The 19670-nt window shown below is 27.3% G+C and carries 15 protein-coding genes; 8 read left to right on the top strand and 7 right to left on the bottom strand.

What is annotated here, in order from left to right:
• Positions 1-6 precede the first annotated feature (6 nt).
• From JXZ91_RS00340 to JXZ91_RS00320, 5 genes are all read right to left on the bottom strand, one after another.
• Complete coding sequence (locus JXZ91_RS00340; protein WP_205851032.1) at positions 7-1251, bottom strand: MAG4270 family putative restriction endonuclease; 1245 nt, start codon at positions 1249-1251, stop codon at positions 7-9.
• Positions 1236-2435 (bottom strand): DNA (cytosine-5-)-methyltransferase N-terminal subunit, encoded by a 1200-nt coding sequence (gene dcm_N, locus JXZ91_RS00335; protein WP_308700622.1) that lies wholly within the window; start codon positions 2433-2435, stop codon positions 1236-1238. The genes JXZ91_RS00340 and dcm_N overlap by 16 nt, the downstream gene beginning before the upstream one ends.
• A gap of 86 nt (positions 2436-2521) precedes the next feature.
• Complete coding sequence (gene metK / locus JXZ91_RS00330; protein WP_205851031.1) at positions 2522-3661, bottom strand: methionine adenosyltransferase; 1140 nt, start codon at positions 3659-3661, stop codon at positions 2522-2524.
• Between the two features lie 220 nt (positions 3662-3881).
• Positions 3882-4862, bottom strand: coding sequence for an aspartate--ammonia ligase (gene asnA / locus JXZ91_RS00325; protein WP_205851030.1), 981 nt, complete (start codon positions 4860-4862; stop codon positions 3882-3884).
• 137 nt (positions 4863-4999) lie between these two features.
• Positions 5000-6193 carry a phosphoglycerate kinase gene (locus tag JXZ91_RS00320; protein ID WP_205851029.1) on the bottom strand — a complete coding sequence of 398 codons (1194 nt, stop codon included), beginning with the start codon at positions 6191-6193 and terminating at the stop codon, positions 5000-5002.
• Between the two features lie 100 nt (positions 6194-6293).
• On the opposite strand from JXZ91_RS00320, the gene JXZ91_RS00315 reads away from it, so the two are divergent.
• From JXZ91_RS00315 to tuf, 3 genes are all read left to right on the top strand, one after another.
• Complete coding sequence (locus tag JXZ91_RS00315; RefSeq protein WP_205851028.1) at positions 6294-6704, top strand: hypothetical protein; 411 nt, start codon at positions 6294-6296, stop codon at positions 6702-6704.
• A gap of 12 nt (positions 6705-6716) precedes the next feature.
• Complete coding sequence (locus tag JXZ91_RS00310; protein WP_205851027.1) at positions 6717-7304, top strand: diadenylate cyclase; 588 nt, start codon at positions 6717-6719, stop codon at positions 7302-7304.
• Positions 7305-7538: 234 nt separating this feature from the next.
• A complete protein-coding gene (gene tuf, locus JXZ91_RS00305; protein ID WP_205851026.1) occupies positions 7539-8732 on the top strand; it encodes an elongation factor Tu in 1194 nt (397 codons plus the stop codon).
• 96 nt (positions 8733-8828) lie between these two features.
• Here the strand turns inward: tuf and JXZ91_RS00300 are convergent, their stop codons facing one another.
• The gene (locus JXZ91_RS00300; RefSeq protein ID WP_205851025.1) at positions 8829-9692 is read right to left on the bottom strand and encodes a diacylglycerol/lipid kinase family protein; all 864 of its coding nucleotides are present in this window, start codon (positions 9690-9692) and stop codon (positions 8829-8831) included.
• A gap of 182 nt (positions 9693-9874) precedes the next feature.
• Here JXZ91_RS00300 and lepA point away from each other — a divergent pair, with 182 nt between their 5' ends.
• The 5 genes from lepA to JXZ91_RS00275 all read left to right on the top strand — a co-directional run bounded on the left by lepA (position 9875) and on the right by JXZ91_RS00275 (position 15477).
• Positions 9875-11674, top strand: a complete 1800-nt coding sequence (gene lepA, locus JXZ91_RS00295; protein ID WP_205851024.1) for a translation elongation factor 4 — start codon at positions 9875-9877, stop codon at positions 11672-11674.
• Positions 11675-11678: 4 nt separating this feature from the next.
• On the top strand, positions 11679-12581 hold the full coding sequence (locus JXZ91_RS00290) for an MSC_0882 family membrane protein (RefSeq protein WP_205851023.1): 903 nt from the start codon (positions 11679-11681) through the stop codon (positions 12579-12581).
• The gene (locus tag JXZ91_RS00285) at positions 12581-12805 is read left to right on the top strand and encodes a YneF family protein (RefSeq protein ID WP_205851022.1); all 225 of its coding nucleotides are present in this window, start codon (positions 12581-12583) and stop codon (positions 12803-12805) included. Before JXZ91_RS00290 ends, JXZ91_RS00285 begins: the two co-directional genes overlap by 1 nt.
• A gap of 131 nt (positions 12806-12936) precedes the next feature.
• Positions 12937-14100, top strand: a complete 1164-nt coding sequence (locus tag JXZ91_RS00280; protein ID WP_205851021.1) for a hypothetical protein — start codon at positions 12937-12939, stop codon at positions 14098-14100.
• A 192-nt stretch (positions 14101-14292) separates the two neighbouring features.
• Complete coding sequence (locus JXZ91_RS00275; RefSeq protein ID WP_205851020.1) at positions 14293-15477, top strand: acetate/propionate family kinase; 1185 nt, start codon at positions 14293-14295, stop codon at positions 15475-15477.
• Positions 15478-15545: 68 nt separating this feature from the next.
• Here JXZ91_RS00275 and JXZ91_RS03535 read toward each other — a convergent pair whose 3' ends face one another.
• Positions 15546-19547, bottom strand: a complete 4002-nt coding sequence (locus JXZ91_RS03535) for a rhodanese-like domain-containing protein (protein ID WP_205851019.1) — start codon at positions 19545-19547, stop codon at positions 15546-15548.
• Positions 19548-19670: the final 123 nt, after the last annotated feature.

The raw sequence follows: 19670 nt of genomic DNA, 5'->3' as shown, positions 1-19670 counted from the left end.
ACCGCTCTATTTTCTTTTTTGATTTCTTCAAATAATAAATTGAATCATATTTTGACTTAGTTTTGATTGGGGAATTTTTTCCAAGCATTTTTCTCAATCTTCAAGTTCAAAATTCTTATCTAAAATTTGAATGTCGCCAGATTTAGAATATGTAAATTCATTTCTATCAAAACATTTATGAATATCAATTGGTAAATTTAGTAAATTTTCCTTGCTTGCAACATATCCAAGAATTTCTTGAAATTTAGGAGAATCCGCTATTATATCATTATCAATATTTTTGATAGTGTTGTGTAAACTAAAAGCATAATTCTCTAAATCTTTTTTAATATATTTAACATCATATATATGAGCATTCTCAATTTCCATTTTTCTTTTTCTTTTGGCTTTTATATCCTCTAAATCAAATACGTTTATTTCAAAAGAACTGGCTTTGTTTCTAAAACTTTCTATTTTAGGATCAATAATATTTTCCCTAATTCTCTTTGTGCCATCAATTTCTTTAATTATTCTTTTTTGATATAAGGTTCATTCAAATTTTTCTTTTGAATTTTTATTGTTTTTGTTTGCTAATTTTAATAGCTCACCAAATTTTTCAGATGCTTTATTAAACGAATCATTTTTTTCATCAAAAAACTTATCCATAAAGGAATCATAATTCTTGTAGTTATTAGAAAATTTAGCCATCTCTTCAATTTCTTTAGAATTTTTGTTATTTTTTTGATTTTTTAAAATTAAATCTAAAACCATAAATAAATTATAAATATAACTATCATATGCTTTTGTTTTCATCGTGTATTTTTCTAAATCAATTATCATTTCAGCATTTTTTGGATTAGCAAAAGAACCTCCTGCATTGTTTCCTTTTAGAATAGAAATGATATTTTTTATAGTTTTATTTTGTAAAAAATAATAATTGTTAAAAAAGTCATTAACAATTTTAATTTGTTTCTCATCTAAAACAATAGTTTTATTTGCATTTATATTTGGTCTTTGTTCTTGCTTTAAACCAATTAGTTTAAATAAATGATTTCTAGTTTTAAAATTAGCATTTTGCTTTATGAATCAACTTGGAGTAGTATATTCATCAATTTCTAAATATTCGAAATTGATATAAATGCCCTCAATTAGTCAATCGTCCTCTTGCATGAAAATATCTATGTAGCCTTTTGCTTTAGCGGAATTAGAACGCTTGTTTTTAGCAGATCTAGTAATGAAATAAAGTCTATATTTATCTAAATAAGCTTGCATTCGATGATTTCCTTAAAAACATGTTCTAAAACTTCAACACTAATAGAATTGCCACATAAATAAATCATTTTTGTTTCTGACATTAAATCAGCATTTTTTAAAGCTAAATAATCTTTATTATCAAAACCCATATATAAAAAGGATTGCTGTGCATTAATATAATTAATGCTATTAGTTTCTTTGAAATAAAATTTTAATCTGCTATTTGCACCACTTGCTGTTAAAGTCGGTCCAAAGCCTTTATTTAAATAAATATAGGCTTCAGAATTAAAATTAGTATAATCAATTAATTTAGATTTTCAAATTCCGTTTTTAGTTTTTTTAAACTCATTAAAAGCATATTTATTGGAATATTTAAATTCTTCCATATTATCATTACAAATTATTTTGTCTAGTGTATTTTCATGAGTAATATGTTTTGGAAAATCAAAATTTTTAGTTTTGTCTAATCAAGAAATACAGAAAACTCGCTCTCTATTTTGAGCGCTTCCGTAATCAATAGAATTAATTATTTTATATTTTGATTTGTATCCTAATTTTTCTAAGCTTTTGGTTCAATCCTTAAATTGCTCAATAAATTTTTTAGACATCAATGCTTTTACATTTTCTAAAACCAAAACCTTTGGTAAAGAATTTTTATTATTCTTTAGAATACGTTCTATTTCATAAAGCAAACCACTTCGAGTGTTATCTAATCCCTTTTGTTTGCCTTGTTGCGAAATATCTTGGCAAGGAAAAGAATAAGTTAGAATGTCAATATCTTTAGGTAGTTTCTCGAAATGAGTAATGTCAGTTTGACTCTCTCTCTCTCTCTCTCTCTCTCTCTCGTTTACATTAAATTTCTTAAAAAAATAATCATTATTTACATATCCATATAAATAGGGAAAAATTCTTCTCAATTTTTGTTCATTCATTTTCTGAAAATAATTGTCACTAACAACATTTTTACTGTTGGCACTTCATATGTATTCTTTAAGTTTTGTTATCATTTCAGTTTTTGAATATTTTTCTTCAAAAGAAACGGCGCCATAATGAATTATCATATATGCAATAATTGCATCAATATAAAAATCACAAGATCCAAGCGATTTAACATTGATTTTTAAAGATTTTTCAATATTTTTAAGAGCTTTATATTGGCTACCAATTCCAGCAAACATTTCATATAGTTTTACATTTTTCATGATATTAATTTTAGCGTATTAAAAGGCTAAAAAAAATTAAAATTAAAACCAAAACCGTAACTGATTTTGGTATCCATAATATTTGCTTATTTAAGGTTTAATTCTGATTTAATAACTTGAATTTTATCCAATGCCTCTCAACTTAAATTTAAATCGTTGCGTCCAAAATGACCAAATGTTGCAGTTTGTAAATAAATTGGTTTAAGTAGATTTAGCGTTTTAATTATTCCTCTAACACTTAAGTCAAATAATTTATTTATTAAATTAATTATTTCATTTTCAGAAAATCTAGAAGTTCCAAATGTATTAACATAAATACTTTGAGGTCTTGGTAAACCAATAGCATAAGATAATTGAATTTCACACATTTTAGCTACGCCTGCAGCTACTAGATTTTTAGCTATATATCTTGCCATATAAGCTGCACTTCTATCAATTTTAGTAGCATCTTTTCCACTAAAAGCTCCTCCACCATGGTGAGCAAAGCCACCATAAGTATCAACAATTATTTTTCTTCCAGTTAAACCAGTGTCTCCTACGGGCCCCCCAATTACAAATCTTCCGGTTGGATTAATTAATATTTCATAATCTAGATTGAAATTATGTTTCACCATTACATAATCAATAATATTTTCTTTAATAAATTTTTTAAATTTTTCTTCGTTGAAATTGGATAAATGTTGAACTGACATTAAAACTTTTGCAACTCTAATGCTATTGTTTTCATCGTCATACTCAACTGTAACTTGGCTCTTCATGTCACTTTTAGCATAAGGAAATTTTTTGGCACGTCTTAGTTTTTCAGCTCTCTTAACCAATTCATGACTTAAAACAATTGGTCAAGGCATGTAATATTCATTTTCATCTGTTGCATATCCAAATAAAATTCCTTGGTCTCCAGCTCCTAAATCATCACTACCTTTTTTAGCAATTCCAATGGCTATGTCTGGACTTTGGGGATAAATTCCATTAATTATATTAAAATCATTTTCATTATATCCTAATGGTTTTAGCACTTTTCAGGCTTCTTTTATTGTATCAATATATCCAGAAGTAGTAATTTGCCCTCCAATGTAAATGATATTGTTATTTGCTAAAACATCACATGCTACTCTGGCGTACGGATCTTTTTTTAATAAACCATCTAATATAGCATCACTAATTTGATCACAAATTTTATCTGGATGACCAGCACCCACGCTTTCTGAAGTTAAAACTCTTTTCATAGTTTAAATAATCCTTTCTTATATTTTTAATATTAAAAAAACATAAAAAACAGCCAATAATTAGAAAAGCTGTTTTTTAAAAGCATTAGTGTAATGATACATGTTAGACATTTAATGTCCCTGACTATCCACCTTGATTATTAATTTTATAAACAGGTTGGCATGTTTCAAACGCTTGTCAAGCTAAACAACTCTCTATGTACTTTTTAATATTAATTAATTATAGCAAAATAATATCTGATTTTTTTGCACTTTCGATCGTTTTATCATCTCAAACACTAACTTGAACTTCACCTATATGTTTTTTTTCTAATAAAAACATAGCGATTCTCGATTGTCCAATTCCTCCACCAATAGTTAAAGGAAATTTATTTTCAATAATAGCTTGATGATATGAACTAATTCTAGCTATTTCTTCTAATGGTAAATTATATTGCTTTTGTAATGAATTAGCATCAACTCTAATCCCCATGCTGCTTAATTCTAGTGCAATATCATTTAGTTCATCATATACTATTAAATCTCCATTCAAGTTTCAGTCATCATAATCTTTGGCTCGATTTGAATGAGGTATGTTATCTGGAAGATTGTAGCCTATTTTATAAATAAATATTGCTCCATATTTTTTAACTAGTTCATATTCTCTTTCCTTAGAACTTAAATTAGGAAATTTATTATAAAGTTTCAATGAATCAATAAAAAAGATCTTTTTAGGCAATTTAGATTTTAAAGTAACATAAGTGCTATTAATTTTTTTCTCAGTAAATTTCAAAGCTTGATATATTTTGTTAACTATTTTCTTTAAAAATGATAAATCGCGATCTTCTTTAGCAATTATCATTTCTCAATCTCATTGGTCGACATAAAATGAATGAGTATTATCAATTATTTCTTCTTGTCTAATGGCATTCATATCCGTATATATTCCATGATACAAATCAAAATTATATCTATATAGCGCATCTCTTTTTCATTTAGCTAACGAATGAACTATTTCAAGTTTTTCATTAATTGATTTAGGTCGAAATGATACGGGTTTTTCGCCAGATAAACCATCATTTAAACCACTTGAACTTCTAACAAATAAAGGAGCAGAAACTCTAGTTAAATTCAAAGATTTTTTTAATTTATGTGAAAAAACGTCTTTTAAAATTTCAATTGCTAATTGTGTTTCTTTTAAACTTAGTTTGGAATTTTTCATAATTTAAAATTTTAGCAAAAAATGTATAAACAACATTGCTTTAAAAACCATTATAAACTTAGTTTCTTGATTTTATAATTTAGAGCATTAAAAAATATCGAGTGCTTAAGTTTAAACTCGATATTTTTGCATCAATATTATTTATCTTGAATTGCTTCAAATCCTGGCATTTTATTTCCTTGAATAAATTCAATAGAAGCACCACCACCAGTTGAAATAAAACTAAATTTTGATTGATAGCCTAATTTGTTAATTGCAGTAACCGAATCTCCGCCACCAACAACTGAATAAGCTTTTTGGTTATTAGCTATAGCTATAGCAATACCTTTTGTTCCATTTTCAAAATTCTTAAATTCGCTAACTCCTGCTGGACCATTTCAAAAAATAGTTTTTGCTGAAGCTATAACTTCATTAAATAATTCAACAGATTGTGGACCAACATCTAGACCCATATATCCATCAGGTATATCAATATTATCTTTATTTGTAAATTTAGGTGTTTTATCTGCAAATTCATCTGTATAAGCATTATCAATTGGTAAAACAATTTTGTCTTTATATTGTTTTAGATATTGAGTTGCTAATTCTAATTTGTCATCTTCACATATTGAAGTACCAATTTTGTGACCCAATGCTTTTTGAAAAGTATAAGCCATACCTCCAACTACTAGTACTTTATCAGCAACATTAAATAGTTTTTCTAAAACTTTGATTTTATCGCTAACTTTAGCTCCACCCACAATAGCAACAAAAGGTCTTTCGAAACCATCTAGAATTTTTTCTAAATGTTTAACTTCATCATTCATTAAAAAACCTAAAGCTGATTCTTTAACAAATTTAGCAATTCCTGCTGTTGAAGCATGCGAACGATGTGAAGCTCCAAAAGCATCATTAACATAAACATCACCTAAACTTGCTCAGAATTTAGATAGCTCTTCACTATTGCCAGATTCTGCTTTGTCATTTAAATCCTCGTGACGAGTGTTTTCTAAAAAAATGATTTCACCAGGTTTTAGATTTTGAGCAGCCTCCTGTACTTCTTTTCCCTTTGTAAAAGGAATAAATTTAACTTCTTTGCCCAAAATTTCTGAGAATTTAGCAACAACAGGTTTTAAAGTTTTATTAGCTTTATCTTCTGGAGTTTTAATTCTTCCAAGGTGTGAAAGCATAATTAAAGAAGCACCATTTTCCAAAATATATTTTATTGTTGGTATTGCTGCATCTATTCTTTTAGTATCCATTACTTTTCCATCTAATAAAGGTACATTAAAATCAACTCTCAAAATTACTTTCTTACCTTTAAGTTCAATATCTTTAATTGTTTTTTTCATTTTATCTCCCAATTTAATATAAAATTTTAACGATATAAATAATTATAATAAGATTATTTTATATAAAAATATTGAATTTCGTTGAAAGAATGGAGAAAAAATGGCAAAACTTTTAGGTGCTCAAAAACAAAAAGATACCCGTAGTTTGAAATATGATCCTGAGAATGATAGTATTTCAAAAATAATTGCAGAATTTCAGAACTATAAGAAAAAAGCTTATTTTTACAAACCATACTCTGAAATGGAGATTTTTTCATTTTTTCAAAAAATAAGATTCATGAAAATAATGGATGAAAAGAACTCAACTAAAATTGAAGAAACTCAAAAACGCCAAAATAAAATTAAACTTAAATATGCTAATTACATTGAATATGAAAAATGGTCAGATTCACCTTTAGCAACTAAAACTAAGCCAATGCCACTATGACTAAAAATAACAATCATTTCAGCCTTTATTGCTTTAATTATTATTATGCTTGTGATTATTCTTGGCTTAAATAAATGATGATAGGAAAATAAGATTATGGAAAAAAACATATTATATGCAATATTATCATTAGTTATTTTAGTAACAATTGTAATAGTTACCAACTATGCAATAGCACTTTTCAATGCTATTAAAAGAAACAAATCAAATAAAAAAGCCTTAGGTGATTCAACACGAATAAGAATAATATTCCAACTAAAAGAAGCTATTGAGTATTTATCTAAAACTAAAACAGGTGCTTTAATTACTATCGAGAACAATGATAATTTAGATAGTTTAAGAACTGACGGTGTCATTTTAGATGCTAATATTTCAGCAGCACTTCTAATTTCTATTTTTAATAAAAACAGTCCGCTACATGATGGAGCAGTTGTGATTAGAAATAATAAAATTCATTATGCTGCAACATATTACAAAATTACTAAAAAATCTATTAATAATAAATATGGAGCAAGACATAGAGCGGGAATGGGTATATCTGAAACTTCAGATGCAATAACAATTATTGTTAGTGAAGAAAATGGTGGAGTAACTGTTGCTAAAACAGGTGAATTTAAACAAGTTCCTATTGATGCTTTACAAGATACTTTAGGAAGAATTATTAAAGATGACAAGAAATTTTAATCTTGCTAATTTTTAAGCGAAAAATACTATGATTTAAGTCGTTAAGAATATTAATGTAAATATTTATATTTTTTTGTTAAAATTTATTCTATTGACTTTAAAACTAAACGCAATCGGACAGGACATAGATGAAAGACTATGCTTAGGTGGTTAAACGCGTTTAACTAAGATTTTTAATCTTAAATAAAAATAAAAATTAAATATTAATCAAAAATTTTTGAAAGGAAATTAAATATGGCAAAAATGGATTTTGACCGTTCGAAACCACACGTAAATATTGGTACAATCGGACACGTTGACCATGGTAAAACTACTTTAACAGCAGCTATTGCTACAGTTTTATCTAAAAAAGGTTTATCAGAAGCTAGAGACTATGCTTCTATAGATAATGCTCCTGAAGAAGAAGCACGTGGTATTACTATTAATACTTCACACATCGAATATCAAACAGAAAAACGTCACTATGCACACGTTGACTGTCCAGGCCACGCTGACTATGTTAAAAACATGATTACTGGTGCTGCACAAATGGATGGTGCTATCTTAGTTGTTGCTGCAACAGATGGACCTATGCCTCAAACTCGTGAACACATTCTTTTAGCGAAACAAGTTGGTGTTCCTAAGATCGTTATCTTCTTAAACAAAATTGATATGTTTAAAGCTGATGAAAGAGAAGAAATGGTTGGATTAGTAGAAATGGACGTTCGTGGTCTATTATCAGAATATGGTTTTGATGGTGACAATGCTCCTATTATTCCTGGTTCAGCTTTAAAAGCTCTACAAGGTGAAGCAGAATATGAAGAAAAAATTATGCAACTTATGGATGCAGTTGATTCATATATTGAAGAACCGAAACGTGAAGTTGATAAACCATTCTTAATGGCTATCGAAGACGTATTTACAATTACCGGCCGTGGAACTGTTGCAACAGGTAGAGTAGAACGTGGAGTTCTATCAATCAACGAAGAAGTTGAAATTGTTGGTCTAAAACCAACCAAAAAAACAGTTGTTACTGGAATTGAAATGTTCAGAAAGAACTTAAAAGAAGCTCAAGCTGGAGATAACGCTGGTTTATTACTACGTGGTGTTGATAGATCAGAAATCGAACGTGGTCAAGTTTTAGCTAAACCTAAAACAATTATTCCTCACACAGAATTTGAAGCAACAGTTTATGTTCTTAAAAAAGAAGAAGGTGGACGTCACACACCATTCTTCCAAAACTATAAACCTCAATTCTACTTCCGTACAACAGATGTAACAGGTGGAATCGCATTTATTGGAGACCGTGAAATGGTTATGCCTGGAGATCAAGTAGATCTAAAAGTTACTTTAATCTCACCAATCGCTGTTGAAGAAGGAACAAAATTCTCAATCCGTGAAGGTGGTAGAACAGTTGGTGCAGGATCAGTTACAAAGATCTTGAAATAATTTAATTCGAACATCAAATGCAAAATTTGATGTTTTTTCTTTCAAAATTTTATTTTTAAAAAACATACCAGTGTCTAATTTCTTGGTATGTTTTAATTATTTTTGTATTTCCACAACTTTATCAACCTCAAATGTTTCGCCATCTACTTGAACTAAATTATCTGGAACGTTTTCAATTTTGACATACTTGCCAAAAAATTGTTTTACATATTTAACTTTGATATGTAAGCCTAAATATACTAAACCAAATAAGCCTATTATTCTTTTAGGCTTAAGTCCTGAAATAACAATTATTGATAATTTATTACTTGCTAAATTAGCCTTTGGAGCAATTTTCATTCCTCCTCCAAAATAAGGGCCATTCATAATTGCTATTAGACTTACATCATTTAAGTTATATTCTTTATCATCCACTGTCATTTTAATATTATTTTTTGTTTGAAAATTTTTAATGCATTCTAGACTAACTCTAAAAAATGATGCATTAGCATGTAATGCTTTTTTAGTGTTCATAGCCTTTGATATTTCTACATCAACACCAAGGCCTACACCATTTAAAAAACTTCTTTCTAAATTACTAGATTTAATAGTGGGCAAACATTTAATAAAACTATTTAATTTATAAAAATTCCGATTAATGACTTCATATTTTTTAGAAGCTTTAATATTTCTTATAAAATCATTTCCAGTCCCTGCTTTATATGCATATACATCAGGCAAGTTTTTTGCTTTTCTTAGTTCATTTAGTACATAAGTTAATGTTCCATCACCACCTATAATAACTATAATGTCATCTTTGGTTAAATAACTCATTTCTTTTTGATAATCAACAATCTTAGTTATGTCAATAACTTTAAGAGAGTTTCTCTTAAAGGTCTTAATTGCACTCGAAACAATACTAAACATTTTAGCTTGATTTTTTCCACTTTTAGATAATAGATTATACAAAACATATAGCATGTTAACATTATATAAAATGAGACATTTATATTTGAAAAAATTCAAAATATATCTAAAAAAGTACTTAATTTTTCCCAAAATTTATTGATTTAATCAAAATAAATACAATCTTGTAAATTTTTATATAATTGTTAGTTTTTTATTTAAAAAAAGCAGCTTTTAAAATATAATTTAACAAAACTATGAATAAAAAAAATATTAGAAACTTTGCAATTATTGCTCATATAGATCACGGTAAAAGCACACTTGCTGACCGTATTTTAGAATTTACTAATGCCATTAGTGCACGTGAATCAAAACCTCAAGTTTTAGATTCAATGGATCTAGAGCAAGAACGTGGAATTACAATTAAACTAAATGCAATCCAAATTAAATATAAGGATTATATTTTTCATTTAATTGATACACCTGGGCATGTCGATTTTACTTATGAAGTCAGTCGTAGTTTGGCTGCTTGTGAAGGAGCATTATTATTAGTGGATGCGACACAAGGAATTCAAGCGCAGACTTTAGCAAATGTATATTTGGCAATTGAACATAATTTAGAAATAGTTCCTGTAATTAATAAAGTCGATTTAATTGCAGCAGACCCTGAAAGGGTTAAGGAAGAAATTGAAAATATTATTGGTATTGATGCTTCTAATGCTATTTTAATATCAGCCAAATCTGGAATTAATATAGACCAAGTTATTGATGCTATTATCAATCGCATTCCTGCACCAAAAGAAGCTAATGATTCTAAACCACTAGAAGCATTAATATTTGATAGTTATTTTGATAACTATCGAGGTGTGGTTATTTATGCTCGTATTTTTAATGGTCAAATTAATGTTGGTGACAAAATACACTTTATGCAAACCAAGAAAACATATACAGTTACTGAATTAGGTGTAAAAAATCCTAAAGAAGTAAAACGTGATTCATTATTTGCAGGTGAAGTAGGTTGAATTGCCGCTTCCATTAGAGATGTTAAGGATGTTGAAGTTGGAGATACTATTACAAAACTAGACAATCCTGTATCTGTTCCATTAGTTGGTTATAAGAAAATGAAACCTGTAGTATACACTGGTTTTTATCCAGTAGATACCCGAGATTATAATGCTCTAAAGGATGCTCTTGAAAAAATTAGTTTATCAGATTCTTCTATTGTCTGAGAACCTGAAACTTCAAAAGCTTTAGGATTTGGTTTTCGTATTGGTTTTTTAGGTTTATTGCATATGGATGTATTGCAAGAAAGACTAGAACGTGAATTTCATTTAGATATTTTAGCTACTGCTCCTTCGGTTGAATTTGTAATTAGTTTAACTAATGGCGAAGTTGAGCATATTACTAATCCTTCGTTTTTTCCAGATCGAACCTATATTAAAAAAATTGAAGAACCTTACATTAGAGCTTCAATTATGTTAACAGAAGAATATATTGGTCCAATTATGGAATTGTGTCAATCAAAACGAGGTAAATACATTAATCTTGAATACTTAGATGAAAAGCGCAGACGCTTGATTTATGAATTACCTTTAAATGAAACAATTTTCGATTTTTTTGATTTAATGAAAAGTTATTCAAAAGGTTATGCCTCTTTTGATTATGAACATATTGGATTAAAAGAAAGTGATCTAGTTAAAGTTGATATAATGCTTAATGGTGAAAAAATAGATGCTTTAGCATTAGTTGTACACCGCGATTTTGCTTATTCAAAAAGTCGCGAGCTAACAGAGAAATTAAAAGAAGTGGTTCCAAGAAAAAACTTCGAAATTCCTGTTCAAGCTGCAATTGGGGGTAAAATAATAGCGAGAGAAACAATTAAGGCATATCGAAAAGATGTTACCGCTAAGTTATATGGTGGCGATGTCACTCGTAGACAAAAGCTACTAAATAAACAAAAAGCTGGTAAGAAGCGAATGAAACAAATTGGAAGTGTAGAAGTGCCTCAAGAAGCATTTTTAGCACTTCTAAAAACAGACACTCAAAAGAAAGGTTAGACAAATGGATATAAGACCAATTATTACAGGTTCACCTGATGGAAATACAGGTACTCATATGGCCATAAGTGCAACAATGACTAATAACATGGCACAAATGGATATGAAAACTAAAAGTATTTTTAAACCATCAAGAACACTTGATCCTTTAAAAGTAATTCCAAATGGTATTTATAAAGTTTTTAAATCAGAAATTACAATTAAAACAATAAATATTTCACTATTATCTGTAGTATTTTTTCTATCTTTCATCTTTTGTTTATTATTTGCTTTTAGTCCAACTAGTTTTAGCCAACTACTGAAAGACCCTTCGAGTTCAGTACCATGAGGATGATATATTATTCCTGTAGTACTTGGTGTAATATCAATAGTGGTTCTAACGTTTGAATCAATTGAATTATCTGGTATAAAAAAATCTATTTTGCATTATCGAGAAAGAATAGCAGAAGGTGAATCATTTACTCCACCTTTTGTAGCAATACTTTATGAAAAATTGATGAAAAAACAAGTACGTAGAACCTGATTAGTGGTAGCAATATTATTTTATTTAGGTTTATTTACTTTAATATTTTGAGCTCTTAAAGATAAATCGTGAAAAGCCCTTAAATTTCAGGAATGAATTCACAATAGTTTTGTAAATCCAGATTTAGTAGTTTATATACTTTGTGGTATACTAATAGGAGTTGTAGTATTATTTATTGTCAATTCAATCTATCGAAAAAAACGAATGGTTGATATTCAAAACTTTTTTGGGCAAGAAGTAATGAATTACGCTGATTTATTAAAAGAAAGAAGCAATGCACATAAATATTGAGCAAAAGTTTTTTTTATTAGTGTATTAGTTATCTTAGTTATACCTATTATCACTTTATTAATTGTTAAGAAATTTGTTAAGAAAGGAAAATAATGCCTACTTGAGGAATAGTTTTATTAGTAATTTTGCCATTAGTATTTGGTGTTATTGGCGGTATTGTTGCAGTTATAATTACTAAGAAAAAATTTGAAAAGCAACTAAGAGAAAATCCACCAATTAATGAAAAAATGATTAGAGTAATGTTCCAGCAAATGGGACGTAAGGCTTCAGAAGCACAAATTAGACAAGTTATGCGTTCAATGAAAAACGCAAAATAGTCTCGAATTAGGGCATATTTGTCCTAATTTTTCATATTATATATATATATATATATAAGTCATTTTGATTTATGTATGCTATTATTATTTACAAAATGAATATTAAAATAATTAATTATTAGGAGAAAAAAATGACACCAAAAACAAAAAAAATACTTATGATATCAGGTATTACAGCAGCAGCTGTTGTTGGGGTAGTTGCCTTATCTGTAATTCCATATGCAGTTCTTAAAAGCAATAAACAAAAAAAATCAACGTTAGAACAAAAAACAACTGAAGCTTTAAATAATGTTGATTTAAAAATTAAAAGTGTACCTGAAGGTTTAGATGATAAATCTAAACTAACTGCTTCTAAAAAAAATTTAGAAGAGTCAAAAAAAGAACTTGAAACTTTAAAACAATCAGCACAAAAATCTAAAGAGGCTGTACTTGTTAAAAAAATCGAAGTTAAAGAAAAAGAAATTAATTCAGCAATAGCTGCGCTATCAACCAAAATTGAATTACATGATAATCTTGAAGCCATTAAAGATCAAGATATAAAAACAAAAACTAAAGCCAAACTGTCAGTTTTCTTTGATGAGCTAAAAAAAGAAGATGATCTATGAATAACTTCTAATTTAAGTAATCTTGGTATAAAAAATCTAATTGGTGAACAAGAAACCCAAGAAATTGAAACATTGTTTAAAAATAATTCTAAAAATTTAAATAATTTTTATTTACAAATAATATCTAAAATTGTAAAAAAATACAATGAAAAACCAGATGATAAAGCAAAAGTTAATAACTTGGCAAGAGATTTATATAAAGAGCATTTCACACCTGAAAACATTAAAAATTTCATCGATGATGAAGTATATGGTTTAGCAAATCACTTCTCAAAAACTATTGAATTAGCCAAAAAACATGTTGAGCTAATTATTAAAAAATACAATGAAAATTCAGAACTAAAAAATAATGAAAATTACACAAAATTACGTAATGCAATAAATGAAGAAATATTTGCTAAAGACAAGTTATATGAAAAAGCATTTAAAGAAATTAAAAATTTTGATTTTTCTAAATATCCAGCTGATACAGCTTACAATCAAATTTTTGATGGCATTTTTGACATAGTTGACATATTAGAAGATACTAGAACTGGTTTATATATGAAACACGGAATAGTATTAGACACAGTTTTAGCAAAAATAACAGATTATTTTGACTTTATTGACATTTTAATATTGCAAAACTCAAAAAAAGCTACAAATTGATCAAAGTTAAATGACTCATTTTTAACAGCATTTAAAAAATAAATCAAAATTAGATTTAAAATTTAAAATAAATACCACTCAATGCAATGTCTAACCTAAATTCAGCAGCTTGGACTGTTAGTAAAAGATGGACATTGCTTTTTTTATTTATTTTAGTTTCTAAAACCGCTTTGTTAGTCACAGTTTTATAATATAATTTATAAAATTTATTTTAATATATGGAGTGAGTAATTTATGAATAAAATATTAGTAATTAATGCTGGTTCAAGCTCAATTAAATGAACATTATTTAGCAATACTTTAGAAGTTGAAGCAAAAGGCCTAGCTGAAAGAATTAAATTAGCACAGGGCAAATTAATTTTTAATTATGATAATAAAACAGAAGAAATGGAATTAGCCTTACCTAGTTTTTTAGAAACTGTTAAAAATTTAGTAGAACAATGAAAGAAGAAAAATATCATTAATGATTTTAAGGATATATCTAAAGTTGCTTTTAGAGTAGTAAACGGCGGCCCTAATTTACAACAAACAACTATTGTAAATGACCAAGCTATTAAATGATTAGAAGAATCAATTGATTTAGCTCCTGTACATAACCCCGGAGCCTTAGAAGCTATTATTGCATTTAGAACACTTTTACCAAGTGCTACAATGTCAATGCACTTCGATACATCTTTTCATAATTCGTTACCTAAGGTTTCATATACATATCCAATTAATTATGAACTAACTAATGAACTTAATATTAGAAAATATGGGTTTCATGGTTTAAATTACAACTACATAACTCAAAAGTGTCAAGAAATTTTTAACAAGCCTAAAGTTAATATAGTTGTAATGCATATTGGTAATGGAGCCAGTTTATGTGCAATTGAAGATAATAAATCAATTGATACATCAATGGGATTTACTCCTTTAGCAGGTATCATGATGGGCACAAGATCTGGCGATATAGATGCTTCTATTATTCCATATATTGCTAAACATAAAAGCATGTCACTTGAAGAAATATTTAAGATATTAAATGAAAAATCAGGTATGCTTGGAGTTTCTGGAGTTTCTTCCGATGTTAGAGATATTCAAAAAGCCAAAACTACAAATCCACAAGCAGCATTTGCACTTGATTTATATACTCAAAGAATAGCTGATTATTTAATTACATACATTAATAAAATTAAAAATAAAATTGATGCAATTATTTTTAGTGCTGGTGTTGGTGAAAATGATTATTTAATTAGACAAGAAGTAATTAACAAAATTAACTTGATTAATTTAAAGGTTGATGAAACTAAAAACAAAGGAAGAGACTTTGGTGATTATAAAATAATATCGGCAGATGACAGTTTAATTCCTATTTATGTAATTAGAGCAGAAGAAGAATTATTTATAGCTAAAGAAGCTATATTGCTAAAAAACTAAATAAAAAAATAAAAGCCTATATAAGGACAAAACTTTTAAAGTTTGCTTATAATTAGGCTTTTTTTGTATTAATCTTTTTTTATCAAAGCTAAAACATCAGAAATTTCCTTTTCTTTATTAATTAGTTCAGCTAAAGTTGTTGAACTAGTGTTATATAAAGTCATAAATTCTTTTAATTTAGCATCAAAACTATTTCTTAAATCTATTGATTTAAATGTTATACCATCTTGTTGTGTGATTACACTTAAATCACGATACATATATGTCCCTGCTTCAAATCTTTGAGCTAAAACACTTTTGTAAATATCATACTTAGTGGTTCTTGGATTTAGTATTTGTTGTAATTCAGCAATATCATTAAAGTTTATTTTAGTTAATAAACTTGGATCTTTCTTAATAGCTATTTTATTAGCGTTTCTTTTGATTAGATATATAGAATTGTCATATGAAAATATATCTAATTCCATATTTTTAGCAATAGTAGTGGTATCAAAATATGTTTTTAAATCGACTTTTTTGCCTTCTCTTAAATCGATAGCAAATAGGTCATGTTTATGTTTATTATTTTTTTCATCAAAAGAGTATTTGTATACAAAAGCAACATTACCTACCATAAATACTTTTGGAATTGTGCTATCTTTAGCATTAAGGAATGAATCATCTATTAGTTTTTTAATTGGATCATCATTTGAAACTAATTCAAAACTATTTGGTCCATCATGGAAATTAGTTTTGAATAATCCCATACCTTTTTCATTTGCTCTTCCTGAATAAAGTGCAAATGTATATCAATTATTTTGATATTTAAAGAATCTACTTTGAATAGAACTTAAAATTCAACCATTTTTAGTCATTCTTTGACCTTTATTGTTATGTGATAACATAGTGCTATCAACATAGCTATTTTGAGCAAAGTCTTTAAACATATGATCAATTGGTAGAGTTCTATAAAACAATCTATAACCAGGGTAATGTAAATCTCTACGATCTGCATCTAGGTTAATTTTTAGTAAAAAACCATCTTTAAATTTAGAACTTCCCTTTAGTGAAGAATTAACATATCCAGATGGATATCTAACAATATTATCATCTACTTCATTATCAAAGTGAAGTGTATCAACATAATACCATTTAGCTTCAGTATCATTTTTCGTTTTTGTTTTAACTCAAACAAATTGGTGGTGTCCTGCTTCAGATTTTTTAGGATATGATTGAATTCCAACTAGATTTAATAAAAGTGATGTCATTCAAGAATATTGTTGACATACTCCATAAAAATCTAAATCAATAGTTCCAGATAAATTGAACTCAGGTTTTCATGTTTCATCTCTATATGAATATCTGTCAGCTACATATTGCATAATAACAAAGATTTTTTCTTGTTCATCCATATCTTCATTGATAAGCAGTAATGCATCTTTGACAAAATCCACAAATTTTTGTTTGATGTTTTTATCAAAAACAAGTCTTTTATCAACTGAGTTTACTCCATTATTAAGTCCATATAAGAATTTTTTTAGGATAGCTAATTTAATAAATTCATCATCAATTTTTTTATCTTTAGAATTGTATTTAAATTCTTCAGTTTCAACATTGATTGAATATGCTCCAAAATGTACATAAGCATTATCAATTCAATCTTCTTGAGCTCATTTGAACACAGCCTCAGCTAAATATCTAGCATTAAAATTATGTTCATATAAATTTAAATCTTCTGTTTCAAGACCAGTAACAAATTTATGATAGATTTCTTTTAATTCTTGTATTTCAGCTTCTTTGTCACCTATTTTAGATTTACGTGTGTAAGGTTTTTTAGGTTTACTTTCTCATAAATCATGTTTTTGGTCGGTTATATTATTTTTATCATTAGGATAGATTTTTTTAATTTCATCATATTTTCCATTATAAAAATCTTTAGTTTTTGTATCGTTGGTTTGTTCATCGGTTTCATTAACATCAAGTGTTGAAATTGTGCTACCTACAAGTCTAGCTAGTTCAATACTTCTTCTATAAGTGGAACCTAGTGTATAAGTTATATTTTGTTCTTTATCTAAAATAAATACTTGTGGTCTAAAAGTACTAAAACTAGTAACTTGATTTCAATCATCTGTAGGTCTAAAAATATGTTTGTCTATTGCGCTTTTGTTACTATACATATCAATAGTATTTTCTCATTTTGATTTGTCTCTATAATCATCTAACAAATCAACAAAATTAAAATCATTAAAATGTTTATCTTTGAAATAAGATAATGCTTGTAAACAATATTTACATCCAATATCTCCTCAAATTACAATGGTTGCCTTACCATTTTTAGCAATAATATCACTAAATTTATGTTCGGTATCATCAGCTTTTTTAATTTTTAGTTCTGATACATTTTTAGCATAAAGATTGTCAATTAAATCTTGTCTAACATCACTAAACTCTGGATTATTTTGTTCAGATCTTTTTCTTTGTTCCCATGTACGGTATTCATTGTTGAATTTTGGTCCATTAGGATTTTGTTCTTCTGGTTTAGGTTTAGCTAAAATTGTTTCATAAGAAGATTTTAGTTCATTCTTAGCTGATATTAATTCTTCCTTGGTAGCATTAGCTTTGTTTTCTACTGTTTTAGCTTTTTCTAGAGCTTTTTCTAAATCTGCTTTTTGATCAGCTCTCAAGGTATCTTTTTTAGCTTCAATTTCTTTAATATAAGCACTTAAAGCTTCTTTAGCTTCTTTAATTAATCCATCTTCTATATTAGGTTTAGATTGTTTGGTTGTTATTGTTATGTCAAAAGTCTTTTTAACAACTTTAATAAATTCTTCATTAAAATTGCCTTCCAAACCATCAATAGCATTAACAACTGTACCTTTTTCATCTAATAAAAGAATTTTAGGAGTAGTGCTAAAATGCATAACATTTTTTCAAATAAAATCTTGATTATCTAATAATGAATCATCTAATTCAGATAAAATGTTTTTTTCTTTAAAAGCTTTTTTAGATAATTCGATGTATTCATCAAGCCTATCATTATCTACAGAAGTCATAACCTTAACATAATTGAATTTATTTAAATCCAACTTACTTAAATCTGCTAAGTAATCCAAACATGTTAAACAAGTTGGTGAGCCAAAAATAAAAATTGTTTTTTTGGTAGTGTCAACAATATCATTAATTTGTTTAATTTGCTTTGTGTATGACATTGTTTTATATTGATACATATTATGGTTGAAGAAATTTTTAATGAATTCTTCGTTAACTTCAAATGAAGGATTTTTAGCAATGTGCTCATAAGCACCATTTGTTTTATATGAATCATAATCATTTTTATCTTCTGATAAAGCACTTATTATATCGAATGTAAAAAGTGCTTCATTAACATCGCTAATATCTATACATTCCACTTTTAGTTGGTATGTTTTTTTAGTTTCAAGAACAACTGAACTTCCAAATAATTCTTTAATGCTTGAGCTAAATGGTTTAGATAATATTTTAGTAGTAGTGCTAATTTGATTTTTAGTTTTGAAGTCTAACAAAGTAAATTTATAATTAATACTACTTTCTTCAATGTTTTTGGTTTCCAAACTAAATGAAATGTCTTCGTTTGGCTTAAAACTAATTTTATTTGATTTAATTTCTAACAGTTTTTGAGAAGATTTAACATCAACATGAGGCTTATTTTCTCTTAGTCATTTAGTTATTCCGCCATCCATTCAATAAATGTTTTTAAAACCAAGCTTTTGCATAATCTTAGCAGCAGCTTGTGAACGATTTTGTGTACGACAATAAACTAAATAGATTTTGTTTTTATCGAATGCATTAATTTTTTGTTCAAAATTAGGATCATTTAAATTCACATTGATCATTCCATCAATGTAATTTTCCTTTATTTCACCTTCAGTTCTAACATCAAGTAAAACAAAATTCTTGTTATTTTTATTGTTTCTTATAAATTCTAATGATTCATCTGTTGATAGCTTTACTGGTTCATTATTATTAGAACATTTACTAGCCAAAGGCACAATTGTTATTGGTGCAGCTGATATAAGTCCCAATCCAAAGATAACTTTTTGTTTTTTATTCATATTTTTTCTCTCCCTAATATATATATATATATATATATATAGCAAATCAACAAATATGCAATACAAATATATACTCCTATTTAAGTTTTAATATTTTAATACATAATTGTTAATATTTTCAAA

The sequence above is a fragment of the Mycoplasma enhydrae genome (assembly GCF_017116825.1).
In the GTDB taxonomy this organism is placed as follows: domain Bacteria; phylum Bacillota_I; class Bacilli_A; order Mycoplasmatales; family Metamycoplasmataceae; genus Metamycoplasma; species Metamycoplasma enhydrae.
The sequence above is the reverse complement of the archived record's forward strand: the minus strand, read 5'-3'. Positions and strand labels throughout refer to the sequence as shown.